This window comes from Brevibacillus reuszeri, from assembly GCF_002897295.1.
GTDB lineage: Bacteria > Bacillota > Bacilli > Brevibacillales > Brevibacillaceae > Brevibacillus > Brevibacillus reuszeri_A.
This window is the reverse complement of sequence record NZ_BEXF01000023.1, coordinates 1-24,121: the sequence shown is the minus strand read 5'-3', so window position 1 is coordinate 24,121 and position 24,121 is coordinate 1. Positions and strand designations below refer to the sequence as shown.

Below are 24,121 nucleotides of genomic sequence, written 5' to 3'. Positions count from 1 at the left end.
CTCGTTTAGAAAGGATCATCTCTCGCACCTTAGTTGCGTTACCTGATGAACTTGATTATCGTAGCTGGCTAGGAGGAAACATGGAAAAGAAAGCATTTCTACTGTTACTTGGTATATTAATAATGCTACCTTTTGCAGTATATAAAGTCTATATGGCTATGCACTTTAGCAGTGGAGAAATAAGTATCCCTAATGACGGTTCTAATCTCATAACTGTCGAGCCTTTTGGTCTGATGAAATCCATAGCCTATTGGGAACAAGAAGCTCTTCAAATCAGCATGATAACAGGAGTTATCTCCGCAGCTCTCATCTTTTTACTGAGTGTGTTCACATTCAAGAAAAGTGGGGAGTCAACTCATGAATCAACTCATATCCATCAAGAAATTGATATTGAGAAATTAGATATAGACACAAAAGGATATCTGGAGATAATTAGGAAGAGGAAAGAACAAGCACCTGAAAATTTCGTACCGTATAAGAAAGACTTGAAGTGGTTGAAATCAGACTCATGGGACAAACCTTATTACGGAAAAAAGCGTGTTACTTACCACTGTGGAGAAAAGAACAATAAATAAGAGCTTAGTAATGTAAAACCAGCGATTACATATAGCTGGTTTCTATTTTTTCTCGTCAAAACAAGTCCAACAAAAGCTACGAGTGTAAGAATTACTTACGAGAGTATAAGTGAACCAAAACAATTGCTTCAGGGTTCTTGAAAAAGCAGGGTAGGAGCGGACGTAATTGGATTACTATCTAATTGGGATATCTGTACTGATCATAATATTTGTTCTTATTGGAATCTTATTGAGAATAAAACGGAGCTCACCGGTTACTCCCTTTCAATTTTCTAATTTCGATGATATCAAGAATATCGGGATTGAGGACATTGATAAAATGCAAGATGGTATAGATTTTGAAATATACCTTCAACGCCTCTTGATCGAGTTAGGCTATCATGACGCTTATAAAACCGTAAATAGTCGAGATTTTGGAGCAGATGTAGTCTTTACTGATTCCAGTGGAGATCGTGCGATTATTCAAGCGAAACGATATGATACGAACTACCAGATTGGCCTGGATGCCGTTCAACAGGTTTATACAGCCAAGAATTTCTATCGCGCAAAGAAAACCCTTGTTATCACATCTACTACTTATACAGACTCCTCTGAGACGCTAGCGGGGGTCAATGGTGTTCTTCTATTGGATCGTTCCGACCTTATTGAGATCATTACGAATTATCAAGAGGGAAGAGTTGAAAGGGCTAAAAGCATCATTGAGCGAGAGCCAAGAGTGATATACGCCCATTTTGAAGAGGATGCATCCATTCTAATAAAAAAAGACATTCGCTTGTAATACGGTTACCTTGTAATAATTCAATGTGGCAAGGGAGTATTTAACACCATGGTGGATTACTCTTTGTCACTAGCGAAGTGTTGCCATCGAATGGAGTCATGGAATGTGAAAAGGAGCCGGTGGAAAAGATGATGAAGGCGCACCACTTGGGAGCCTCAAAAAGGAGCCATTAAGATGGAATTTCATGAATGCACACAAAACGAATTACAACAGCTGATTCAACAATACAAATTAGATTCCATATGGCGCATGGCTATCAACAATGTTGATTCAAAGAATACAAATCCTTTGGCAGACGGTGTTTATAAGATTGTTCTTGAAGGGAAAATTCTTGGAATCATCGACATTGATCAATCCGATATGTATGAACCAAATAGCATATAAATAGATATGTTCGAAGTACTGGAAAAAGGTAAGGGATATGGGCGAAAAATCATTGAGGAATTACTCAACAACCAATTACCTGGATGCACAGTTTACTTAATCCCTAACAACAAAGAGAGCGCGACGTTCTGGGAAAAGTTAAAGTTTAAACCTATTGAAGGCACGCAGACAGTATTTGTTTATAAGCCTGATGACTTACAAAGCCAAGGAATGAGATAAATTCAACTGTTTTGATAGATCCATAAAACGGAGGCTACTCTAGGACCTTATCTTCTTGTCCATTTCAGCCTCTGTTTTGATTACAATCATGGCATTTACTTTCTGGTATATTTCCCATTTTGGTCGAGAAACAGCATACATTGCTTATTGTCGATTAATGTCGATAATTTTTTTTGAGCCCAAAATATACTCGTTAGTACAATATCTAAGTCGTTTTCCCTTCGATCGTATACTCGTTAGTACGATATCAAACCGCTTCAAGTTTATACTCGTTAGTACGACTATCTTTTAGTTGTAGGCAAACTGATTATACTCGTTAGTACGATAATTGAGGTTCCCACTATTCAGTTAAATTCATTACTCTCCTCTATGTACACCACTTACTTTCCATTCCCGATCGTATTGCCTTAAATATACTCGGTGGTACGACTATGCAAAAATACGCAGCTTCTAACTTTATACTCGCTGGTACGATAGTCGTTGTTCTTAAGAAATATTTTGAATTCCACTGATATCCAGAATCATCCACAAAAAATACTCGTTAGTACGATATCATTCGATCCCTTCGCTATGACATTATATACTCGTTAGTACGATAGAAACGATTATTAAGGAACTACTTCACAAGAGTGCTCATTATACTCTTTAGTACGATACTTTTCCGAATCATTTCTCTAATTCATGAACTCAGGAATTACTCGAATATACTCGTTGGTACGATATGAGCCTCACCCAAAAATACTCGTTAGTACGATACTTACATTGTCATTCCCTTCAAACAAAATATACTCGTTAGTACAACATCCTCGCAGCAGAGCATTCAAATTTATACTCGCTAGTACGATGGTTATCCGTTCTTTTCGTGATATTGCAAGATGATAGAATGAAGGATATATTCGTAAACAGGTAGAGTTTTACCAACATTTTCTCTATCAAAGACAATGGATCAGAACAAAAAAGCCCCCGTTACCAGCGGGAGCTTCTGCCAAGGTATTACCAGTACCTTGTAACCTTTCAACGTTTAAATGCATCGGTTACCAGCCGATTAAAACCATACCCTTAATTTGACACCTTACATCCCTTTTCAAAAAAGAGGATTGTCCGAGGTCTACTTAAGGCATGCCTTTTTCATAAATATACCAAATCGATCGCTGATATTCAATGAAGAGAGGAGGGGAAAAGCGTTGATACTAGCAAATAAACGGGGCATAGCGGGACAAAAAACACTTCCAGTTGCGATGAGCGCTCCATTTTTACGGGCACTCTTTAACATCGAACAAGATTTCAATGATAAAAGCATGACCTATTCGATCAACGATGGTGGAAGAAAGCGCCATCTCAATCACGTAACCGAAGCGGATCTCTATGTCGCTACGGTCCTTTTTGGTTTGTGCAATACGAATGGCCACATCAATCGTGTTTCGCGACATGCCATTTATCAACGCATGGAAGAGCTCTATGAGAATCCAATATCCTCTCCTCAATTCTATGAAGCGATGGAAAAATTCAAAATACACCGTCTTATCACGGAAGAGCAACATCAATACGGTGTAGTTAGCTATAAGATCAATTACTTCCTGCAAGATGAGAACGACTATGAATTACCATGGTTAAAGACAGAGCGACCGAAAGCAGCAAGATACTTCCTTTTGCATCCGGTCGTATTCAGTGCTGCCTTTACATCCTTATCTCTTGCCAGCAAAAAACTGTTCTACTCGATTGCTGCTCAACAAGGAAACGAGAAAAATAAAGCAGTAGAGCGCCTCTTTACCAATCGTAACAAAGATGTTCAATACACAGGTCTATACAAACTCCTCCATAAAGCCCATCCTTACCAGGTTCGTAAGGTGTTAGATGAGCTTTCTTCACCATCTCTATTTACGCAAACACCACTCTTTGCTCGTGCTGAGATTCAAAAAGCATCTGGTCAATACAAAGCCTTCATGATGATTCACCCAGACTTTGTTCTCTCCCCGCAAAAAGGGGAAGCATTTCGAGAAGCGCTGGCACCAAAGAAGGTGTATAAAAGAACAGCTGCCTTTATCGAGAGAATTCTTACATCGCTTTCCCTTCGTGAATATGTAACGGAGATCGAATTGAACGACTTGGTTCGCTATTTTAAAGGCAAAGGGTACCGCATCATTCGGCCAGCATTAGAGATCCTTAAGCAGTACCACAAGAAACACCGGAACCTTCCTCATAATCTGATTGGATACTTAGTAAAATCCATTCGCTCAATGACAGAATTCACGTTTCAGGGGATCTTAGAACGGACTCGTGTCATCGACTATCTATCACCTTTAGAAACGGAAGCAGACACCCGGTGGAGCCAATTCCTTAATGCCATGAGTACATACTCTCCAAGAAAAGTGGAGAAAGTGTGTAAAGCTGCCGAACCGCTCCTCCAAAAACAATATACACGGACCGTATCCTACGATTACGCAGAGTATCAAGGAGCTGTGGAGCTTCACCACATGCCAGGCATTGACTTGGTAAGACGTAAGGCATTTTCATTACAGAAGCAGGTAGATGCCTACTGTCAGATGGAACGAGCTGCTTATCTTAATCGAGGTAAGCTTTCTGATAGCCAGCTCATCGATCACCTGTTAGGTGAAGTGGAAAAGCTTCCAGGAGCGGATCGTATTGTTATCGTTCCGCCAACGTTTACATTGGAAGCGTATCTACATACTCATTTTTCTCATATGTTAACTCCGTAAGCTCTCTTTTTTGTTCACCTTCAAAAAGAGGGCTATTCGGCTTGGACTAGGAATGAAGATTTTCAGCAACACGGATCAACACTTCTCTGGAAATCCAAAACTAGGCATCACTTATACGATTTTATGCAACCTGTTAATCTGCTCCGAATCCATTCGAATGTTTCTTTTTAATTCAAAATCAGATGAAACCTAGAAGCATCAGCAGAACAATTGTGCATAATTGGGATTATCTGAGTAACTTATCAACGCTTAAAACGTAGTTTCAGATGAAACCTAGAACATAGATGTGATTATTGTTTATGATGTAGATAAGCGATATCCAATCGTGGATAATTGACCTTCCCAAGAACAATCGGTTTATTATGCAATGCATGAATCAACTTGATCTAGCTTTTATCTGATTTAAAAAATGAGCTTCTCGTTTTTCATCGCACTTTCATAGGCTACTTCTAGGTTCCGTTCTCTAAAAAGAGGGTAGAGCATAAGTGTACGTAAGCATGACGAAATCTATAAAAGTCTTTTGTCTTAATAAAAGTTCTCTGGTATTTATAGTAGTATGTATTCTCTATCCTCCTTAGAACAAATTCATTTTCAACTTAGATTAGGTCTACTATCTTTTTCAAACATATGTTACAATCGAAACAAATCAATAATTGGTCACGGAAATACCGAGACAGGTCATCCCAGCAAAGCATGGGTAACCTGTCTCTTTTTGTTTCTGAGGACAACATGTTAATCAGGTAAAGATAAATCCATGGTGGTGTATTTGTGAAGAGATACGCGTTAATCCAAATGAAAGGAACTGAGCAATACCACATCTGGGATCGTTATAAGCAAGTCATAAGTGATTCTATCCCAGAGGACACCTTATTCGAAGATGATGGGTACCATCTATCGCAGCAATTTCAAGTATCTTCTGTTCTTGCTTGGAAACCATGGTCTCTCGATCAAGATGAATTTTTCTTCCTGAGAATCTGGGGCCCGTTACCGCCAAGAGGAACCGATAGGGTGATAGCGCTATCAGACATTGCCTTATCAAAACCGATGCAGGCAAAAGCTCCAAAGGTCAAGGATAAAGACTTAGCTCCTATACGCTTCCATGTAGAACTATTCGGTCAACTTGATCAACCTGTATTGCTTAAACCATTTAGCAACAGCTTGGTTGGGAACTTGATGCATTATTTAGTTGCAAAAGAAGCGGGACTGAAAGTAGTACCAGTCGCGTTTGATTAATGAAGAACCAGAAAGGGGACATATTCTTTGAATAGACAATCAACACATTCGGAAAGTTTGGAAATCTTATTGGGTGAGAATCGAGAAATAGATTACTCAGGTACGCAATTTTCTACGACCTATCAAAAGGAGTATCAACTGGTAACAGGGATTATTCATGCCAAAAAACATGGGGAGTTACTCGAAATTGGCGAGGTTCAATTATACCTAATTGATGAAAATTGGCTTGAATCAAATGTCTATCAATTAGCTGAGAAAGTAGATCCTGTCCTTTTTAAAGCAATTCGGTCCGTTAGATTTTATGAATCTGCTTCTCGGTTGCATCGAGATCCATTTACCTGCCTTGTTTTTGGAAGGATCGCTGTTCTAACAGATCTACAAATAAAAGAAGAGTATCAAAGAAAAGGCTTGGGGCAGGCAACACTTGAAGAACTAGAAGAGTACCTTTCTAAAGTTCTTCATGTCTCCTTTTTAATCGCTCCTGCAAACGCCGAGAAGGATGTCGTTGGTTTCAATCGACTCTTTACGAATGCAGCGTTTGAATATACAAACGGTGATGGGCATCCTCACTTTTGTAAAAAGATAATGCCTCACACATAGGGGAAGAGGACGATACATTGGGGGAAAACAAGCTGCTGTACGAATAAGAGAACCTGCTTTCAAAAGCATGAATGTTAATTTCTGTCGATAGAAAGATAAGTTCTAGTTGAGGACTTAGGTAGTATATGGAGTTGCCTATTTCCATTAGAAAATCTGGAGTGATTTTGGTGAAACGGTTATCTTTAGTTGCATTCGTACTCATTTTCCTTGTAGGCTGTTCTAACAATCAGGCAAGTCAAGTAGCCACTGTTGAACCGCAAGAGAAGGTTGCTGTACAAGAAAATTCAGCTGCACCTGAAGCCAGTATTGCAGAACAAAAATACCATGCCATGATTGGCACAGGGTTATCCTTAGAACCATTCGAGAACAAGCTAACCGGATTAAAGTGGGAAACTCATAATCAGGGTAGTTTTCTAGAAAATATCAGTGTCTCTGATGAGGATAATATGGTTTCGTTTAATTTCTTTGGACCGAAAGACGATTTAAAAAGACTAAGCATCTCAGGAATTGAACACGCTAACAGTGCTGAAAAAAGTGAGGCCACAATCTTATACCTGGTTTCGTTCTTGCGTGAAGTCATTCCAAAGTCAACAGACCAAGATGCTGCTAACCTGATTATCGATGCCATTGATCGAATGAATAAGGGCGAACAAGAAATTGTTCACGAGAAAAACGGAAACAAGATCATTTTCTCGTCATCCAAAGAGTACGGAATGATTGCAATTGATGTCGTTAGCGCTAAAAACAAATAATAGATGATCTATCTCTGATCCTTTGCTTACAGATCATGTGTTTGATATGATAAAGGTATCAAGCTGAAGACTATTGGATTTTTGAGACGGATCGGTACCTGAAGGGTTTCAGGAAACATTCATTTGGCCTGTTGGCTAGAATCATGGGTATTTGCCATGTTCTATTCCAACAGGCCTTTTCTGATTTCGTCTCAGTATGGGAGCGGGGGAGTGTTTATAGAAATGGAATAGTCAAAATTGTAGATTTGTAGGTAGAATAGGGATGAGGTGGTAATCGTGAAACAATTTGCTTTAGTTATGTTACGGGATCACTTTGGATCTTACTTTATTTATGATCGCATGAATCAACGGGTCAGTAATCCGTTTTCAGAAGAGAGTATTAAAAAAGAAATCGGCCTCAAAATCGATGACGTGCAAAATCTTACCGTTTCCCATTGGTCTCGGAATTTAGAGCAATTAATTGATGAGAATCGAGAAGAAAAGTATGTAGTGATCTATCAATGGGATCTCAACTGAGCCGGTACGTCGAAGGGGAGCGCAGCTGCCTCGTATCGGGTATTGATGCCCGAACAAGATACAAGGTGGCTCTTCAAATCTAGAGTCACCTTGTCGCACACCCGAGTAGATTATAAATGCCGCTCATTAGATATGGCCACGAGTTAGAGATTGCTCCGCGTATGCCACGAGACGACGCGTAATTTCTCCACCTACTGAGCCATTCAATCGCGAAGACGTATCTGGGCCAAGCTGGACGCCTAACTCGGTAGCGACCTCGTATTTGAGCTGGTCCAAGGCATGCTGAGCACTAGGGACCAGCACGTTTTGATTGTTTCTTCCACTACTTTGAAGCATGATCATCACCTCCTTGTTGAGGATAATATTTACAGAAGAGCGATCCCCTATTCTGGCTCAAAGGAATTTCTTTCAAGAGATGGAACCGTTTAAACTTGGACTCAGATTGACCAGGTATGAATCAGTGTTACGGTGTACTCCCATCAACCATATGGGTTACATCATTTCAAGCGTACCTGTGGGGAGATATAAGAGAAAAAATCGACTAGGGGGATATCCGTGAACTTACTGAAATACGTGAATGGAATGCTGATTAACCACCAAATGATGAGTGTAATTCGTAGAACCTTACATACATCAACGATTGCACTACTCCTCGTAACCGTATTGCTTTCCGGATGCTCTAACAGTAACCTGGGGACAGATTCTGTCAATGCACAAGGGGCGATTACAGAGCAGGCTAATGGATCTACTACAGCGCAAGCTGCCGCTCCTGAACCCGTTTCAACTGATCAGCCCACAAACAAAGAAGAGGCAAAGACAACTTCGGTTGCTAGCCCGCTTCCCTTGAAAGAGGGAAAGGTAGTCGTACACTACATAGACGTTGGACAAGGGGCATCTCAATTAATCATTGGTCCATCTGGAAAAACGATACTCATTGATGCTGGCAACAATGATAAAGAAAAAGTGGTCACGGATTATTTAAAGAAACAAGGCGTAAAAAAGATAGATATCCTCCTTGGTACTCATCCTGATGCGGATCACACGGGGGGGCTTGATGCGGTCATTCGGACCTTTGATATAGGCAAGATTTATATGCCCAGGGTTCAAGCAAATACGAAGACATTTGAAAGTGTGTTAACCGAAATAGCGAAAAAGGGACTGAAGGTCTCAACCGCAAAAGCGGGGCTTACGTTAGAGTGGGAACCCGATGTCACTATTAAGATGATTGCACCGATCGGAACCTATCCGGACGCCAATGATATGAGTGCTGTGATACAGCTCACATACGGAACAACTTCTTTCTTATTCACCGGGGATGCTGAAGTGGAAAGCGAGAAAGACATGGTTCAGTCTCAAGTTAATCTAAATTCGGATGTTCTCCTCGTTGGTCATCACGGATCTAAAACGTCTACGAGCGAAGCGTTTCTTAATCGAGTGAACCCTACCTATGCGATCATACAAAGTGGCAAGGAAAACAAATATGGCCATCCTACGAACGTAGTGTTGGATCGCCTTGCGAAGAAAGGGATCAAAATCTATCGTAATGATGAACAAGGGAACATTGTATTTTCCTCGAACGGAAAAGAGATAATCCCTTCCGTTACTGAATGGAAGCCTTCCACAAAGAGTGCAGTGCCTGTACAACCTGTAAGTAAACCAATCGAAGTGTCACCTAGTCAAGCAACGACAGAACAAAAGGAAACGGTGTACTATAAGAATTGTGCAGAAGCGAAAGCAGCTGGAGCAGCTCCATTACGAAAAGGTGATCCTGGTTATCGAGCTGCACTCGACCGTGATAATGATGGCATTGCATGCGAAAAATAGGAGGATGAGTGATGAAAGGTATCGTAGATCGTTTTGAGGATTCTTTTGTCGTGATTGAGATAGAAGGCAAGACACAAGACATTGAAAAGCATAAGGTAGACCGGGATGTCGTTGCTGGCGATGTAGTGACGCTGGAGAATGGAATATGGGTAAAGGATGTAACCGAGACCTCATCCAGACAAGATGAAATCAAAAAACTAATGGACAGTGTTTGGGAGGATGATTAAAGGTTATCCGTGTTCCTTGGTAAATCTTGTTTACATTCGATTTATCAATGCTTTATAATAGATAGCAGTAATCATGGAACTGTGGAAATAGAATTTCATAAATGCGATGGAGATACCAGAGCGAGTCACTTTGTCTTTCGGGGACAAGGTGAGTCGCTCTTTTTCATTACGTGGACATATGTTCAGTTATCTCTCCTACTTCGAAAGAATACGGGTGAATTGAAAAGATGAAAAAAGTACTTATAGCACTCAATGCCTCAACAGAACTATATGAGTTCGTCGTGAAGGTAGCGGAAAATTCGAACATGACACCTATCCTGGATGATTCAATCAACGTGCGCAGCTCATTGTTAATGCATGTTGAGCAGTATAGCCCAGAGATCATTGTCATGAGTGATAAGTTGATGGGGGATGAGAAGGATGAATCCCCTAGAGATAGAGACGCTGCTTTACTACAAATCATGAAGGTCTTACGGCAAAAGCAAATTCGGGTTATCTTTCTCTCTTTAGTTCATCCCCATCGAAAAGAGGGGGACGGTTTCTTAGGAGAGCTGGTCCATCTTGGTATTTATGACATCTGGTATCAGCGAACGATCGATCCAGAGAAGTTTTCGTTTCACTTCTTGGACGAGAACCGCTTGGACTATAAGGACGTGGATTATTTAAGTGATATGAGCAAAGGGTTTAATTGGACCCCGTTTGCTCCCGCTCCTCCAGATTCCAATGAAGAGGCCGAACAACAACCAGGTGATGTAGAAAATCAAGTTCTACCAAAATACGAAGCAGCTCCCGCGCAGACTGTAGGGAACGAACCGAAAATCGTCTACAAAAAGGAAAAGGTCGTCGTTGAAAAAATTGTTGAGAAGGTCGTACGGATCAATGCAAGCGTAACAATAAAACCGCTTGTCATTATCGTCGGAACCTTGAACGCGACCGGTGGTTCTGGTGCTTCAACGATTAGTCATTTGTTAGCAGCTGCTTTAGCTCCAATTGGTCCTTATACGGCTGTTGTTGAAGCCTTTACACAGGGACGTATCCCTCAGATGCTTGAGTACCTTGGGCAAGAAAACTTGCCTATGGGGAAGGAAGGTGAGCCATGGATCAGCTGGATGAGGCAGACGAAAGACACTGGCTCCATTCATAATCATTGGGAACAATATGGAATACACTGGGCGCCATTAGATCCTGCTTGCCCAGAATTTGAGTATTCGGAAGAAGAGAATCTGTTGTTCATTAGCAACAGTCGCCAACATCCTTTCGTCATTGTCGATATTGGACGCGGTTGGCGATCACGTTATGCAGAACATTGGATGATGCAAGCGGATGCCATCGTCGGTGTAACTGACTGTTCGAATAGTCGTCTCTGGTCTGCGACTCCTAGCGTTCAGTATCTGATGAAAAAATACGGAGACCGCTTCTCCGTTTGTTTAAACCGATACTCAGACACATACAAGGAAATTAAGGATTACGTTTATGTTTACCTACAATCCATGGAAGAAAATCCAGCTCGTGATCAAGTACAGGTTCCCGTTTCCATGCGAATCCCGGACATGGGTACCTACTTTTCAGATCTTGAGTGGAATCACCAACCAATCGATGACGAACACATGATTAACATAGCTGAAGAGTTCTTGTCCCAGTACATTGATGAAAAGGTCTTCATTCGAAAAGAGGGTTTTGGAAAAAGAGTAACCCATTCCTTGAAACGGATGTTTCGAAAATAAAACCACGAGGTGATAAGAGAATGCAGGCGATTCAAACCGTTATGAAACAGTTAGAAGGTGTAAGTGAAGATAAAATTAACATTATTATTGTCCCGCCAAATACAGGAACCCACATGACTAAGCGAAAGGAACCGCAACCCCCTATTCAAGGAGTTAGTTTAAAACGTGTCCATGATATCAATTGGGGAATCCTCACTGATCGGGAAGTCAGTGTGTTTCATCAAATCTTACAAGGCCATGAAAATAAGGAAATTGCGGAATGCTTAGGGATCAGTGAAAAGACCGTGAAGAATCATGTATCCAGTATTCTGCTGAAAATGAAAGTGAAAAACCGAACCGAAGCGGTCGTTCTCGCCTTCAAAACCGCCTACGTGGAAATAGTGTGATGGAGCTGTATCCACATTTGCATGCAGGTGATTAGATGCTAATGAGTAGACAGGAGGAGCGGTAATGATTAAATTACTAGCAACATTACAACGGAATGGATTCTTGCCTACCCATCAGACAATCGAAACGATCCAGTCGTTCTTACTGGCCATTCAAGCCAGAGATGCTTATACGTACCGTCATTCCCTCAATGTCGGTTACTATTCATGGATGATAGCGAAACATATGGGATTGGATGAAAGCCATTCTACTGCCATCTATATTGGTGGGTTACTCCATGATATAGGTAAACTCGGTATTCCTGATTCCATTCTATTGAAGGAGGGAGTGCTCACAGCTGATGAGTATTCGATTATGAAGAAGCATCCCTCCATTGGTCACGATATTGTGAAAGAGATTACACCGTTCAGTCAAATTGGAATCCACAATATCGTTCTCTACCATCATGAGCGGGTGGATGGCAAAGGATATCCCCGAGGATTTTGCTTAGAGCAGGTACCACAAGAAGCATTGATCGTGGCAGTAGCGGATTCCTTTGATGCTATGACGACCACGCGTACCTATCGACCCGCATTGAGCCATGGACAAGCTGTTGAACAGCTGTTAATGGGCAAAGGGACGCAATATGCTCCACATATTGTGGACATATTTCTAGAAGGGGTATCAAGTTACCGCATGAAAGAATACATCGCAGCAACCTGAGTCGTTTTTTTGATTGAATAGACATACCCGAATCATTGACAACTACATTTGATGTACAAAAAATGGTTTGCATTTGGATATATCTGTATGATAAGATGTGCTTAATAGCAAACCAGTAATTGTACATCAAAATGGAGGTGTAGTTTGATGGTGTTGTTTTTTACCATATTGTTTAGTCTCATGACTCTCTTATCTTTGATGATGCTTTTGTACTCTGGATTACGGCGGATGGGTGTCATTCTTGCGGTATTAAACATCATGATGATATTCGTTACGAATGGTCTTCAGGCGCAATATTTCGTGTGGTTTAGTATCGCGTATATCATTGCTACTTCAATGACCTTAGGGAAAGTTTTCAAGCAAAAGAAAAAAGCAGGGGTAGCCAGCTAATGACATGGAAGACTCATGTAGTGTTAGGGGCAATGGCCGGTTACTATGCCTACCCTTCATGGAAGGGGATTCTCGTAGGTGCGACTATGGCGTTAGTGCCCGATGTTGATAAAGCAAGAAGTAAAGCCGGGAAAGCAATATGGCCATTGTCATGGTTGGTGGAAAAAGGGATTGGTCACCGAACGTTGACACATTCTTGGGTCATATTGTTGCTCCCGGCTCTTCTTATTTCTGATTCGTCTGTTGCCCTTGCTGCTCTATACGGTCTACTTTCTCATCTTTTAAGTGACGCTTTCGTTGGGCGTATACAGTTGTTTTGGCCAGTTCGACAAGGATGGTTTGGAGTCCCGATTCCCCGTTTTCTGTATGTGATTGTGGATAGAACTACACTACTAGCTGCTACTGCATATATACTGTACTGGGGATATAGAGAGGGGATAGAGGCTGTTCTAGGCATTCCTCTATCTTAGTTCTTTCTTGGGATTATATTGTTGGAGGGAAAGAGTCGTATGGACAAGGTCATCGAGTCATATCATCACGATCGAGTAGTCATGGATCTCCTTGTATATGATCAGCTCCTGGAGGAGAAAAAAGCGGTCATGGTCATCTATCTCGCTCTACAGTACTTCCGCTGTGTAAATGGAACCGACTCAGAGGATTGGTTCAAGTGTAGCTACGGCGAGATTAAGCAGGAGCTAGGGACAAGTAGTGATACCTTTACACACGGAATCAGGCGGTTGGTTGATGTTTCTTTCCTTGAAATGAAACAGACAACAAATAACGTTAATTACTATCGTTTTGTGGAGCGGGTAATTGAAAAAATGAAATACATTGTTTTGCACCCGCTGGTTGTTAAAAAGTTGTTTGGGGTATCGAAATCTGCTCTTCGATTGTATCTTGCTCTTCATGTTTTTCGTATAGAACAAAAGCTTGAAGGGAAGGCACCAATTCTCGTTAAACGTGAGGACATTAAGATATTTGTAGGCATAGCGAATAATACTATTTCTTCTTCTCGGGATGATCTATATGGGCTCGGGCTTATCGACTATGAGAGATCTTCTGAGGGAAAAGCACCGATGTTCTATTACATTTTAGAAGAGTAGAAATCGAAGGAGTCAACTACCTTGTTAAACAACTTATTTTACTTTCTCCTGGGCGCAACCATTGTCACCATTATTAATGAAATTCGCATTCTTATATTTCAAAAAAGAGCCGAACATCTATTCTACAAATACGATGAGCAACGGATTAAATGAATTGCCTTTCTTACCTTTCCAGACCGCGACTTCCAAAAAGACCGTTTAGAGATGATGGAGAAAGAAGCGGAGCGTAAAGTTCTGGAAACAGTATGAGACGATTTGAAAGAGAGCTTTCACATCAATAAGAAGATTCACTAAAATAACAGTGCTCATAATGGCTAGTTCACGGTTTATTTTATGGAGGACAGCGCAGTGTAACTGAACTTCTGGGATAACTAACATACATTAGGTTTGATAATAACGGGATCGGTATGGAATTCCAGTTAAAGAGGTGACCCAACTTATGGACGAACAAGAGTTTGAGAAAGTTAAAAGTGAAATTCTACGGTTTTATCAAGAACAACTAGACGTTGAAAATATCGCTGACGTATTGGAAATTCCGAGATTTATGGTTGAATCAGTATTAATATCAGAACTCAAAGTCCAATTTAGATAAGGATGATTTTAAGGACGTCATTGCTCAATAAGTAAAAAAGCAGTTTAGAGGGGGAATGGTTATGTTAAGCAGGGTAACAAAGTGCGAAAAAAAAAGAAACCTTTCATGATCTACTTTGCTCGGGTTATTGGGATTTTATTGTTTGTCTCGATGTTCTTACTAAACTACAGTATCTATTTCGATGCATTCACTAAGCATGTTCGCTGGGCCATTACTGGAACAGTCATTGGTGCAGTACTACTTATTAAGGCAATTGAGGCTGTATGCAAAGAAGTGAACAGGATCGAATCTAAATCAGTAGAGTCTGAACTATCAATCGCACAGGTCATATGTTTTCCCATGAGAATCTGCTTTATCATACTTTTTTTCATTTAAGACTCAATTAACAAAATGCTCACTAAGTGAAGGAGGGTAATCCCTTGAGTAGAGGCATAGCTTTAAATGAGAAAACGAGTGTAGTGTTCTACCAAGAAAAAGATCTAATTTGTGTTATTCAAAAGGATGGGGAGTTGAACCATACTGTTTGGCTGACAAAAGAGGAATTAAAAGAATTGTTGGAGGAAATCAATAAATAATCGGTCGATAATTCGGTACCCAAAACAAATATTTGATAACTTGCGGCAGGAGGCTGCAACTATGGAGGAGTTGTGTTAGAAATGAGCGATATGAGCAAGATGGCTGTTCGATGGATGGTTAATTTCATAATTGAAGCATCTCAATGTAATGGAATGGATGGACATCCTTTCGCAGAACATTTTCACCAAAGTTATGGTGTGTTTTTGGAATGGATTGATGAGGAACTTACGAAAGAAGAGCTAGATGTACTTAGTGAAGCTGTCTACGATGTGCTGAGCGATATGTCGATATTCGCTGAGGGACGGGAAATGTTTTTTGAACAAATCTCAAAATATATAACTCCTCATAGCCCGGTTCTCTACGAGGTTATATTGCGTGAATACAACGAACTTGATGCATCGTGATTTTGGCTTTTGATATTTTACTAGAAGACTATTCAGATGGAGACGACGGCTGACGATCCAGGAGGTTGTCTGGATGCAGAACTGTTGAGTGGTGTCCATAGGGGTTTAATTATTAAATCCCATTATCTTATTGTGTATTCTATTCAATTGAGATTGGATGGTGGGGCATATACATGGCAAAAAATCGTGAGGTTGGTAAATTACTTGATAGAGCAGGTCTTTGGGAAACAAGGTCAAAGCGAGCTGCCTTGAAAGGTGATCTTGATAGAGCAGGAAATCTTAGAACAAAGGCTTTGCAACTTGCTGCAAAGGCTCGAAGGTTGGAACAATCTGAGAGCAAATAAGCGAGTCCTACGTGGATTTAACAAAGTAGTTATGTTGTTTAGCGCCTAAAGTAGGTAACCGATAGCAACGTGCCTGCTACCCTCAAATAAATTGAATTTGCTTCCTGGGGTTAATAATTCAAAAGGTGCTTCCTCAGAAAAGAATGAGAAATCTGCAATGGTAGTTAGATCAGTACCAATCTCGGAATGCCAGATGATATCAGCGCTCCAAGTATCACCAGTTTTAACTTGAGTTTCAAACTCGACAATTGGGCAGTAACGAAAACCGAATCCCAAAGGAGTCGTACGTCCACCTTGTTCAGCAGTTAGCCATTTAACTTTTGCCTTAACAACCTTCTTCAAATGGATCACCTCAAGCTTGATTGTAACAAAGTATTTCCAGATAGAGGAAGGTTAACTTAACACATCGGTAATTGTGGAAAGTATGATGTACGCTCCTAGAAAAAGGCTATAAAAAAACCCCGGAGTAACCCGAGGGCCGTTGATGGAAGTTGTTATCTGCAAATGATAAGCCACTTACTGGATATTGTGCCGCCTTTGTCATCGTGAGCTGTAACGGTAATAGTTATAGTATTTCCAACCGTTTGTTTTGGAAATCTCGCAAATAAATTGTTTTCAAAAACAAAAACGGAGACTGATGGGTCATCTGAATTGGCTGTAAATCTAAGTTCATCTCCGTCTGGGTCCGAAAAAGCAGAGTAAATCGGACTTAAAGTACCAGTACCCTCAGCATATTGATTTATATAAGTTACCTCTAGAACTCCATCATTATCATGAACTACAGGAGGTCGATTGCTATTCTCGACTTATCCCCTTCTTTTTGTGAGGGTTTTCGTTCGAGCCTACACCGTGCAGGCGACTTTCATCGCACACGGCGTTCCATCAACGAATAAGAAAGAAAATTTACAACGGGCAAGCAAATTATACAGCTCGTATGTCCTGATTTACAGTAGTTGTTTTCGACACAATACGTCGACTTGTCACAACACACGATTTGTAAAAATGCTATTTAACACAATGCTCAATAAGATAAAAAGGGTGAGGATAATGGATATGAAAGAACTTGATCAGATTGTAAAACAATTGGACGGGAAGGTAATAACGATAAATCCTGAAAATAGTATCTCGATTAACCCATTTCGGATTCATCATGAGCATGACAGTCTGAATATTACAATGCATGATTTTTTGAACGAACAAGGAGACTTGTTATCGTATGAAGAGTTTACACAGAGATATTCAGTTGATCGTGAGTATTGGGAAATGGCAATAGAACTTATTAAACAAATTAAACGGACGGATTTTACTTAGTGTGTATTGAAGAAAGAATACAGAATTGTTGAAGCAGCTGCGGATGAGGGGGTAAATCATGGTTCCTGGTTCTGATTCTATGACTTCTACACTTGTATCCCTTAAAACATTTGTGGGGAATGATCATTATTCTCCTTGGATCATTGGTTTTGGTGTGATTCTTGGTCTTACTTTGATTGTGTTTATGCATTTTGATTTAAAGAAATATATGTCAGTCGAGAAAGATCGGAAATTTACGGAAGAGGATGCGGAATGGCTGCGGGCACATTGGAAGCGTGAAGCAGAAAGGAGAAATAAGTAATGATGTTTGAGCCTTGGTTTGTATTTTCATTACCCGTACTTTTTGCGCTTTGGCATGTAGCACCTTGGATAGGTTGGGAAATTGGTCAATGGATTGAAAGGCGTAAAGTATTGAGAGAGGGCGTTTAGATGTTTGAGATTAGAGATAGAGTAGACTTCTTTATATCAATAATCATAATTGTATCGGGGCTTATTACCATGTTTTGGTTGCTTTTTACTTAATGTGTATTGTGGATCCCGATGATCCGCGCTGGTTACACTGCTCATTATGACAAAAACGGGTAGGAGTGCAGCTGCGTCACCGATCCGGATCCAGTGCAGCACAAACTGCCGCCCAGTGCCCTGGAACGGCATCATAAAAAACCTTAACGCCCCTGCTTTAACGTTACAATACAGTCATATGGTACCTTTCCTACGAGTCGGCAGTCTCACCTATGCAGGGATTAAAACGACGGCTCAACGTCCTTCCAGTATTCCAGGTACATTTGTGTTGGTTCCATTAACTGTATTGCCGAATTTTTTGGATTATATACATTTTGCTCACTCAAATAAATGGAGGGTTTCAAAATGATGAATCAGGACAAGAAGAAAAAATTAGTAGTACTAGATGAAGCGCATACCCATTTCCCTAAAATTTCAGAGGAATCAAAGAAAATTCTTAACGATGTCTATGAAAAAGGGAAACCGATTGGCTATCAATCTAAAATGCTTAAACAAAGGTTGGAATAGAATTAAATTATAACTAGGTTAGCGTACTGCTCGTGTGACCAGCACTGGATACAAATTGCTCATTGAAGAAAGGAGAGCTATTTGTTGTTGGATAGTTTAAAAGTAATGTCAGTCACTCTAATAGTCGGTTTAATACTCACGTATGGATTTATTTTAATAATTGAGAATTACTGGCCGAGCGGTATTTGAAAAAATGTAGCAAGCTCAAATTAGCGTGGAAGCAGCAGTCGTTTAATATTCAACCAAGTTCTGAATCGATCGCTTTGAAGAACTGATCGGTAGTTATGCGGAATTAAATTTATTGGCTGGATTGGATCGATTTTTACTTAATGTGTATTATATTAACTTGTCGAGAAACACCTGTCATCCTTACAGGCTGTAGGGGTTACATATGGTGTACCAACAGTAAAGACGGATTGACACGGAGCCTCTACGAGCATGATTGAGGGCGAACGGAGCAATGCCAGTAATGGATTCGCTTGGCTCCTGAGCCTATCATGCTCGCATCTCCATGTAAATCCTGTCGGTACACGATATACAAACGTTGTTATATCAAGGCTTTGACGTGCATTCAGGTAATTTAAATCTACTATGTAGTTTGACAAACGGGTGGGAAATGAAATGCAAGCGGTAAAAGGGTGATGATATTAAGCTATAAACCGAAATTGGGTGGGGTGGCATCATCAAAAATGACGATACTGACGAATGGTACAGGATCGAGCAAATCATAGAAGACAAAGTACAGGCAGTCGGCATCAGTGATCCGAGTTGATAGTGTAGGGAGGAACGAAATGATAAACATAATTCATATTACTCGAACTGAACTGAAGCAATACAAAAAAGACATAATTTTGGATGGATGGCAATCGGCACATTACTATACTCGCAGAGGAACCAATGTAGACCGTCTTAGGAATTTAGCAAAGAAAGGCAATATTGGAGCTAAGGTCTTGAACATTGAAGGCTTCCAGACATCTTGGTATTACCATGAATCAGAGGTTAATGAGCTTCGTGAAAAGTTCCTACTGGAAAAATCACCTGCAATCGTTACTCAATCCCTTGATGATTTTCTAAATTGAATCAGTCTACATACGTACTGCTCAATAGTTGAAGAGACAAGATTCTAAAGCAACAAGACCAGGAAGTAGACGTAAAGGGGGTGTAAGTGAATTGAATGATATATTGAAGATAGTGAAACTTAAGGAAAAACTGCATGATTCAAATCTAACCGAAAAAGAACGGGTGAAAATATTTAGTAAAATTGTGGAATTAGAAAATAGTGGAGACATAGGTTTTTCTTTTCTAATATATGGGATGATGTTCTTGTTTGCTTTCGCAACTTATGTCTTTGTAACAAGGTAAGAATTATCATATTGAGTATCCAAAATAAATCGTAGTAGGTCCTATTTCAGCCAGTGGCTTCACATTGCAAATAAGATAAAAAGGGTGAGGATAATGGATAAGAAAGAGCTTGATCATATTGTAAAACAATTGGATGGGAAGATAATAAAGATAAATCCTGAAAATAGTATCTCAATTAGCCCATTTCGGATTCGTCATGGACAAGACTATCTGAATATCACAATGCATGATTTTTTAAACGAACATGGAGACTTGTTTTCGTATGAAGAGTTTACACAGAGATATTCAGTTGATCGTGAGTATTGGGAAATGGCAATAGAGCTTATTAAACAAATTAAACGGACGGATTTAAATTAGAGTGGAAGGAAAAATTTGGATTATCTTGATGGGAAGAATATTGCCCCAAAAAACAATGTCGAAGCGCAGCGCGGATTAATCGCACCTAGGTACATCATACAAAAGAAGACATCTATCATGACTTATCCATAGAACTAATTTTGTCTATGAATATAGAGGCGTGGACCAACTTTAGGGAAGTGTTTTTTAAAGAGACGTTCTACTAAAATGAATTTATTTTCTCCGGTATTTATTAAGAAAGGATGATGTTACTTCTTGCTAACTAAATTTATGGAGGATTAGAGATGAATGGAACTTTGAAAAACCAATTAGATATAGCACTTCAAAAAAATGGATTGATTAAATTTACTGTATACTATCAGGCTTCTTACATAGGTGGGAAAGTACTAGAAAATCAAAAGGATGTTGATGCTTTTCATTTTAAGCTAGCCATTCATAAGGTATTAAAGGAAGTTTTTTCGGAAGGGGCTTCAACTGTTCAGGTTAGTCACGCCACAAATAATGAATCAGGTGAGGTATTTGATCGATACAGTAATTGCATTTTTCATAACACACCAGGAGAAATGTACTGAATAGTGGTTGAATTTGAAGCGCGAAGCAGCTAAACGTAATGGCGGTGATAATAATTGCTGAGATGAATATTAACGGCATGGATGGGAAATTCGTTGTTGGTGGTTGGTTAGTTGATTTTTTAGATAGTGGTGAGCTTATAGAATTGGACGTGTTCCTTGATCAAAGTGACTTGGTAATATTGAACATCGATTATCAGAACGGAAAGCTTACACCAATAAATAGACATCCGACTTATACAGAATATGAGATTGTACAAGCATCTGACAATTGTTTTTATGCAATCCGATTTGGTCGGGATATTGAATTTTTTAAGAACGAATCGTAACGGTTACTACGATTGCCCAAGCCGAGCGAAACACTAAGCTGGCAGTGTTATATGAAAAGCAATGGTCCATGAAAGATATCTAGTTTTTATTCTCTTGTTACAAGGAAAGAGGTGTTAATTCATGGCATCTGCTTCAAAGTTTGTTTTGATATATGAACCAGCACTACTTTTAATTGCTATGCCTGATGAGAGCGCAGAAATCTCATACCAGGATTTTAAGGTATGTTCACCAGACAATGACCAGGATTTGCGTTTTTGTTATTTTGAATTGCTTCATGGTGCAACAATACCGTCACATGTCATGGACAAGATTGGTGATAGATACATCAGACAGGTTAAATGGGAAGGCTTTTGTAAATCGCGTTCCCTAGCATCGACAATTGCTGAGTGCTTATTAAGAATAGGAGTAAGGGTTTCTCTAGCACGTAAGTTAGCCAAGATTAGTTAATGACTCACTTAGATCGATTATTATGGCAATAAGTATATGAGTTCACTGAGTGTAACTTTGAATGGAAGTCAGATTATTTGGTTGATTAAAGTTGATTTAAATAATATTCATATCAAGAATAATTTAGCTGGAAAATGACCAAATCGAAAAAAGGAAGATAAAAGGAGTTATATATGATTAAATCAAAGTTTGTACAAGAAAGAATACATAATATTTTTGATGGCAAGTATTTTGTTACAGCATTAGCAATTGGTTGGTTAGTGTTCTTTTTGATGGTGATCTGGATTGCATTTGACTATATTTTTCTTGGACAAACACGTGTCGATCTGATGAGTGATTACCCTCTGATCGCATATAAGCTTTCTACTCCCATAGACATGAATTTAATAATGAAAGGGATTGAGGAAATCTGGAGAATATTCTGGGTTATTTTTGCTATTTTTGTAAGTGGGATTATTGTCAACAAAGTTATAAAAGGTGAACGTTTTTTCAAAGAAACGAGTCTGCTGGTAGGAAACTTTTGTGCTGTGAATACTATTTTAATGATTATTGGATATTTCACTTTTAGCTTAACAATCGTTTTACAAGAACGGTATGGCGTTAATCAAGATCAATTTTTGAATGGAATAAGATCACTTACACCTATATCTTTTTCATCCATTATCTACTTTACCACGCTCGCAATTATCATTGGAGTAGGAATTATCAAGATCCTTCGTTTTTCAATGATACTGTTCTCCGCTTTATTGCTTCCATTTTTCACAAAACCTAGCATGAAATCTATTAAAAATAGTATTTTTGCCTTTTCTTCGGATGGCCTGAAGTTTTTCATTGATACTCTTATTGGTGTAGGATTGATATTAGTAATCATAAATACTTTTGTATATACTTTGAATCCAATCGTTTTACTTGTTGCTATTGGACTTGTGTACATTGGAAAAGATGTTTTAAAAGTCGGAAGCTATAATCAAAGTGTAGTATCTAATTGATGGTGATAGAAAGAGGTGTTACTAGGTGTTAGGTTTCTTCCAGAAAATAAGAAATAGAGATCCTTTTTCAGTCTTAACTGATCTTGGTAGAAAATTATACGAAGGGAATAGCTCTATTCATGATTTCGAATTATGGGAAGGCGGATTTCGGGAGCTATGCTTAAAAAAGTTGAAACCAGTGATGCAAGATCGGCTCATGGAATTGGAGGAAATGTACATTTCTTACCTATTGCTGCATTTTCCAGATGATTCTAGAGTGATTGTAAAATACGGAGCGAATAGAGAGAGTGCGGCAAGTTCTGTCCGTAAGCAGCTTGCTATCCTTGCGCTTTGTGATACATACAAATTATTATCACGTGTACCAGATATTCCACCACAAAGCGAAGTATGGTGCCGGAGTTTAAGGGAATACATTGACGTAGACAACCCCAATCAGCATTCTACTAGGATCATAAAAGATATTGATAAGTTAGCTCTTCTGGAACTGATGATAGAGTCTGCATTTATTCTTCGCAGTACCCGTAAGGTTATACTTGAGCCAAATTGGAACAACAAATGTGACTTCCTTTTGCCTCGTTTGTTGAAACTAACATCGAACCTTTAGAAGGCAGAGAAGAAGAGTTGTGACTGTGTTGAAATGTGAATCGTGACTTCTTGCATTTCAAAAAGAGCAGCTCATTTTGAGAAAGGTGAGTAGCATGGTTCTAAAAACAGGTATAAACATATTGATGGCAATTTTGGTGGTATTATCTGCGAGCCAGTTGTTTCTCAATCCAATAGATAAAGTCCTTATGCTTGATGCTGATCCAATGGAGCTATGGTTCAAATTACCTTTTTTTGAAAAAGTGAGTAGTATATCAGTTATCATTGTATACATTGTTCTTATCGTTATGGCTTTGACTAGACTTGCAAGCTCGGTTCTCTCAATTTTGTTAATTGTGTATTTAGCAGCTCGTCAGATATTCGAGGTAAGACGTGGGGAGAAATAAACTTCTTGCCCTTAATTTTGAGAAATGTGAAGTGTGTCAGAAATGATGAAAGAGGAATTACAAGTTTTTTTAACTTCTGCTGTTTAATCGAATACTGAGGAGGCTCTTAGTGTGAAAAATTGGACTTCAGAAGAAATAGGTGAATTATTACTCTATTTTCTTTCGTTTGTGATGATGGTTTTTAAGCTTCGAGTAGTCGCTCTATTTGTTTGGTGCTTCATTTTCTATTCCGATCTTGAACGCTTTTTTGACACTCCCCATGCCTAAAGACAGGGGATTCTTGGGTAGTCACTCCTAACAGAGTGAAATATACCAAGCTATCCCTGTGAGTCCCACAGTTTAGTTGGCTACGCCAACAATCGAAGTCCTTCTTGCTCAATATTGATGGCAGCGTTTTGGTCACGATCATGTTGTACGCCGCAGTTCGGGCATATCCAACTACGCAAATTTAGATTTTTTACGTCCTTGTTACGGTATCCACAGTTTGGAGTCGAGCAGAGCTGGCTGGAAGGGAATTGTTTCCCAACAATTGTGACCTTTCTGCCATACCATTCTGACTTATATTCCAGCATCGTGCGAAACATAGACCACGAAGCATCTGCAATGGATTTTGCTAACTTGTGATTTTTGACCATATTTTCTACTTGCAAGTCCTCTAAACAGATCACTTGGTTTTCGTTGATCAGCTTGG

General features: G+C 39.6%; 38 protein-coding genes and 1 pseudogene. 35 read left to right on the top strand and 4 right to left on the bottom strand.

Going from position 1 to position 24,121, the window contains the following annotated elements; translation table 11 throughout:
- Positions 1-80: 80 nt before the first annotated feature.
- The 9 genes from C3B52_RS26985 to C3B52_RS26945 all read left to right on the top strand — a co-directional run bounded on the left by C3B52_RS26985 (position 81) and on the right by C3B52_RS26945 (position 7,774).
- Positions 81-575 carry a hypothetical protein gene (locus C3B52_RS26985; RefSeq protein WP_103109475.1) on the top strand — a complete coding sequence of 165 codons (495 nt, stop codon included), beginning with the start codon at positions 81-83 and terminating at the stop codon, positions 573-575.
- A 166-nt stretch (positions 576-741) separates the two neighbouring features.
- Positions 742-1,353, top strand: a complete 612-nt coding sequence (locus C3B52_RS26980; RefSeq protein WP_103109474.1) for a restriction endonuclease — start codon at positions 742-744, stop codon at positions 1,351-1,353.
- A gap of 174 nt (positions 1,354-1,527) precedes the next feature.
- A complete protein-coding gene (locus tag C3B52_RS26975; protein WP_103109473.1) occupies positions 1,528-1,737 on the top strand; it encodes a hypothetical protein in 210 nt (69 codons plus the stop codon).
- Between the two features lie 6 nt (positions 1,738-1,743).
- Positions 1,744-1,956: a hypothetical protein gene (locus C3B52_RS26970; protein ID WP_103109472.1), complete on the top strand. Its 213-nt coding sequence runs from the start codon at positions 1,744-1,746 to the stop codon at positions 1,954-1,956.
- A gap of 1,184 nt (positions 1,957-3,140) precedes the next feature.
- Positions 3,141-4,673 carry a hypothetical protein gene (locus C3B52_RS26965; RefSeq protein ID WP_103109471.1) on the top strand — a complete coding sequence of 511 codons (1,533 nt, stop codon included), beginning with the start codon at positions 3,141-3,143 and terminating at the stop codon, positions 4,671-4,673.
- Between the two features lie 768 nt (positions 4,674-5,441).
- Positions 5,442-5,906 carry a hypothetical protein gene (locus tag C3B52_RS26960; RefSeq protein WP_103109470.1) on the top strand — a complete coding sequence of 155 codons (465 nt, stop codon included), beginning with the start codon at positions 5,442-5,444 and terminating at the stop codon, positions 5,904-5,906.
- A gap of 27 nt (positions 5,907-5,933) precedes the next feature.
- Positions 5,934-6,506 (top strand): GNAT family N-acetyltransferase, encoded by a 573-nt coding sequence (locus C3B52_RS26955; RefSeq protein WP_103109469.1) that lies wholly within the window; start codon positions 5,934-5,936, stop codon positions 6,504-6,506.
- Between the two features lie 125 nt (positions 6,507-6,631).
- On the top strand, positions 6,632-7,258 hold the full coding sequence (locus C3B52_RS26950; protein WP_164684956.1) for a hypothetical protein: 627 nt from the start codon (positions 6,632-6,634) through the stop codon (positions 7,256-7,258).
- A 276-nt stretch (positions 7,259-7,534) separates the two neighbouring features.
- A complete protein-coding gene (locus C3B52_RS26945) occupies positions 7,535-7,774 on the top strand; it encodes a hypothetical protein (protein WP_103109467.1) in 240 nt (79 codons plus the stop codon).
- Positions 7,775-7,900: 126 nt separating this feature from the next.
- Here the strand turns inward: C3B52_RS26945 and C3B52_RS26940 are convergent, their stop codons facing one another.
- Positions 7,901-8,110 carry an alpha/beta-type small acid-soluble spore protein gene (locus C3B52_RS26940; protein ID WP_103109466.1) on the bottom strand — a complete coding sequence of 70 codons (210 nt, stop codon included), beginning with the start codon at positions 8,108-8,110 and terminating at the stop codon, positions 7,901-7,903.
- A gap of 219 nt (positions 8,111-8,329) precedes the next feature.
- On the opposite strand from C3B52_RS26940, the gene C3B52_RS26935 reads away from it, so the two are divergent.
- From C3B52_RS26935 to C3B52_RS36835, 12 genes are all read left to right on the top strand, one after another.
- Entirely contained in the window at positions 8,330-9,598 is a 1,269-nt protein-coding gene (locus C3B52_RS26935; RefSeq protein WP_103109465.1) for an MBL fold metallo-hydrolase, read from the top strand.
- Positions 9,599-9,609: 11 nt separating this feature from the next.
- Positions 9,610-9,825 carry a DUF3006 domain-containing protein gene (locus C3B52_RS26930; RefSeq protein WP_103109464.1) on the top strand — a complete coding sequence of 72 codons (216 nt, stop codon included), beginning with the start codon at positions 9,610-9,612 and terminating at the stop codon, positions 9,823-9,825.
- 227 nt (positions 9,826-10,052) lie between these two features.
- Complete coding sequence (locus C3B52_RS26925) at positions 10,053-11,549, top strand: hypothetical protein (RefSeq protein WP_103109463.1); 1,497 nt, start codon at positions 10,053-10,055, stop codon at positions 11,547-11,549.
- A gap of 20 nt (positions 11,550-11,569) precedes the next feature.
- Complete coding sequence (locus C3B52_RS38280; protein ID WP_103109462.1) at positions 11,570-11,935, top strand: helix-turn-helix domain-containing protein; 366 nt, start codon at positions 11,570-11,572, stop codon at positions 11,933-11,935.
- Positions 11,936-11,999: 64 nt separating this feature from the next.
- On the top strand, positions 12,000-12,638 hold the full coding sequence (locus tag C3B52_RS26915; protein WP_103109461.1) for an HD-GYP domain-containing protein: 639 nt from the start codon (positions 12,000-12,002) through the stop codon (positions 12,636-12,638).
- A gap of 147 nt (positions 12,639-12,785) precedes the next feature.
- Complete coding sequence (locus C3B52_RS26910) at positions 12,786-13,028, top strand: hypothetical protein (RefSeq protein ID WP_103109460.1); 243 nt, start codon at positions 12,786-12,788, stop codon at positions 13,026-13,028.
- Positions 13,028-13,498, top strand: coding sequence for a metal-dependent hydrolase (locus tag C3B52_RS26905; protein WP_103109459.1), 471 nt, complete (start codon positions 13,028-13,030; stop codon positions 13,496-13,498). Before C3B52_RS26910 ends, C3B52_RS26905 begins: the two co-directional genes overlap by 1 nt.
- Before the next feature lie 39 nt (positions 13,499-13,537).
- On the top strand, positions 13,538-14,131 hold the full coding sequence (locus tag C3B52_RS26900; RefSeq protein ID WP_103109458.1) for a hypothetical protein: 594 nt from the start codon (positions 13,538-13,540) through the stop codon (positions 14,129-14,131).
- A 439-nt stretch (positions 14,132-14,570) separates the two neighbouring features.
- Complete coding sequence (locus C3B52_RS36845; RefSeq protein WP_164684955.1) at positions 14,571-14,723, top strand: hypothetical protein; 153 nt, start codon at positions 14,571-14,573, stop codon at positions 14,721-14,723.
- A 419-nt stretch (positions 14,724-15,142) separates the two neighbouring features.
- Positions 15,143-15,298 (top strand): hypothetical protein, encoded by a 156-nt coding sequence (locus tag C3B52_RS36840; RefSeq protein WP_164684954.1) that lies wholly within the window; start codon positions 15,143-15,145, stop codon positions 15,296-15,298.
- A gap of 81 nt (positions 15,299-15,379) precedes the next feature.
- Positions 15,380-15,703, top strand: a complete 324-nt coding sequence (locus C3B52_RS26890; protein ID WP_103109456.1) for a hypothetical protein — start codon at positions 15,380-15,382, stop codon at positions 15,701-15,703.
- A 173-nt stretch (positions 15,704-15,876) separates the two neighbouring features.
- Positions 15,877-16,047 carry a hypothetical protein gene (locus C3B52_RS36835; RefSeq protein WP_164684953.1) on the top strand — a complete coding sequence of 57 codons (171 nt, stop codon included), beginning with the start codon at positions 15,877-15,879 and terminating at the stop codon, positions 16,045-16,047.
- Between the two features lie 45 nt (positions 16,048-16,092).
- Here C3B52_RS36835 and C3B52_RS26880 read toward each other — a convergent pair whose 3' ends face one another.
- Positions 16,093-16,389: a hypothetical protein gene (locus C3B52_RS26880; RefSeq protein ID WP_103109454.1), complete on the bottom strand. Its 297-nt coding sequence runs from the start codon at positions 16,387-16,389 to the stop codon at positions 16,093-16,095.
- Between the two features lie 152 nt (positions 16,390-16,541).
- Positions 16,542-16,829, bottom strand: a pseudogene (locus C3B52_RS38275) (hypothetical protein); the annotation flags it as partial.
- A gap of 271 nt (positions 16,830-17,100) precedes the next feature.
- Here C3B52_RS38275 and C3B52_RS36830 point away from each other — a divergent pair.
- The 14 genes from C3B52_RS36830 (at position 17,101) to C3B52_RS36820 (ending at position 23,697) form a co-directional block, all read left to right on the top strand.
- Complete coding sequence (locus tag C3B52_RS36830; protein ID WP_164684952.1) at positions 17,101-17,358, top strand: hypothetical protein; 258 nt, start codon at positions 17,101-17,103, stop codon at positions 17,356-17,358.
- Between the two features lie 58 nt (positions 17,359-17,416).
- Positions 17,417-17,659: a hypothetical protein gene (locus C3B52_RS26870; protein ID WP_103109452.1), complete on the top strand. Its 243-nt coding sequence runs from the start codon at positions 17,417-17,419 to the stop codon at positions 17,657-17,659.
- A complete protein-coding gene (locus tag C3B52_RS37895) occupies positions 17,659-17,787 on the top strand; it encodes a hypothetical protein (protein WP_268811909.1) in 129 nt (42 codons plus the stop codon). The genes C3B52_RS26870 and C3B52_RS37895 overlap by 1 nt, the downstream gene beginning before the upstream one ends.
- A gap of 438 nt (positions 17,788-18,225) precedes the next feature.
- Positions 18,226-18,387 (top strand): hypothetical protein, encoded by a 162-nt coding sequence (locus C3B52_RS36825; protein WP_164684951.1) that lies wholly within the window; start codon positions 18,226-18,228, stop codon positions 18,385-18,387.
- A 791-nt stretch (positions 18,388-19,178) separates the two neighbouring features.
- The gene (locus C3B52_RS26865) at positions 19,179-19,466 is read left to right on the top strand and encodes a hypothetical protein (protein ID WP_103109451.1); all 288 of its coding nucleotides are present in this window, start codon (positions 19,179-19,181) and stop codon (positions 19,464-19,466) included.
- A 28-nt stretch (positions 19,467-19,494) separates the two neighbouring features.
- Entirely contained in the window at positions 19,495-19,749 is a 255-nt protein-coding gene (locus tag C3B52_RS37510; protein WP_235615873.1) for a hypothetical protein, read from the top strand.
- 93 nt (positions 19,750-19,842) lie between these two features.
- Positions 19,843-20,106, top strand: coding sequence for a hypothetical protein (locus C3B52_RS26855; protein ID WP_103109449.1), 264 nt, complete (start codon positions 19,843-19,845; stop codon positions 20,104-20,106).
- Between the two features lie 284 nt (positions 20,107-20,390).
- Positions 20,391-20,678 carry a hypothetical protein gene (locus C3B52_RS26850; RefSeq protein WP_103109448.1) on the top strand — a complete coding sequence of 96 codons (288 nt, stop codon included), beginning with the start codon at positions 20,391-20,393 and terminating at the stop codon, positions 20,676-20,678.
- 38 nt (positions 20,679-20,716) lie between these two features.
- On the top strand, positions 20,717-21,004 hold the full coding sequence (locus tag C3B52_RS26845; RefSeq protein WP_103109447.1) for a hypothetical protein: 288 nt from the start codon (positions 20,717-20,719) through the stop codon (positions 21,002-21,004).
- 121 nt (positions 21,005-21,125) lie between these two features.
- Positions 21,126-21,452 (top strand): hypothetical protein, encoded by a 327-nt coding sequence (locus C3B52_RS26840; RefSeq protein WP_103109446.1) that lies wholly within the window; start codon positions 21,126-21,128, stop codon positions 21,450-21,452.
- 173 nt (positions 21,453-21,625) lie between these two features.
- Complete coding sequence (locus C3B52_RS26835; RefSeq protein WP_103109445.1) at positions 21,626-22,441, top strand: hypothetical protein; 816 nt, start codon at positions 21,626-21,628, stop codon at positions 22,439-22,441.
- 25 nt (positions 22,442-22,466) lie between these two features.
- Positions 22,467-23,045: a hypothetical protein gene (locus C3B52_RS26830; protein ID WP_103109444.1), complete on the top strand. Its 579-nt coding sequence runs from the start codon at positions 22,467-22,469 to the stop codon at positions 23,043-23,045.
- A gap of 94 nt (positions 23,046-23,139) precedes the next feature.
- Positions 23,140-23,430 (top strand): hypothetical protein, encoded by a 291-nt coding sequence (locus C3B52_RS26825; protein WP_103109443.1) that lies wholly within the window; start codon positions 23,140-23,142, stop codon positions 23,428-23,430.
- A 111-nt stretch (positions 23,431-23,541) separates the two neighbouring features.
- Complete coding sequence (locus C3B52_RS36820; protein WP_164684949.1) at positions 23,542-23,697, top strand: hypothetical protein; 156 nt, start codon at positions 23,542-23,544, stop codon at positions 23,695-23,697.
- Between the two features lie 80 nt (positions 23,698-23,777).
- Here C3B52_RS36820 and C3B52_RS26820 read toward each other — a convergent pair.
- Positions 23,778-24,121: RNA-guided endonuclease TnpB family protein (locus tag C3B52_RS26820; RefSeq protein WP_164684948.1), on the bottom strand; the 344-nt coding region annotated here is incomplete at its 5' end.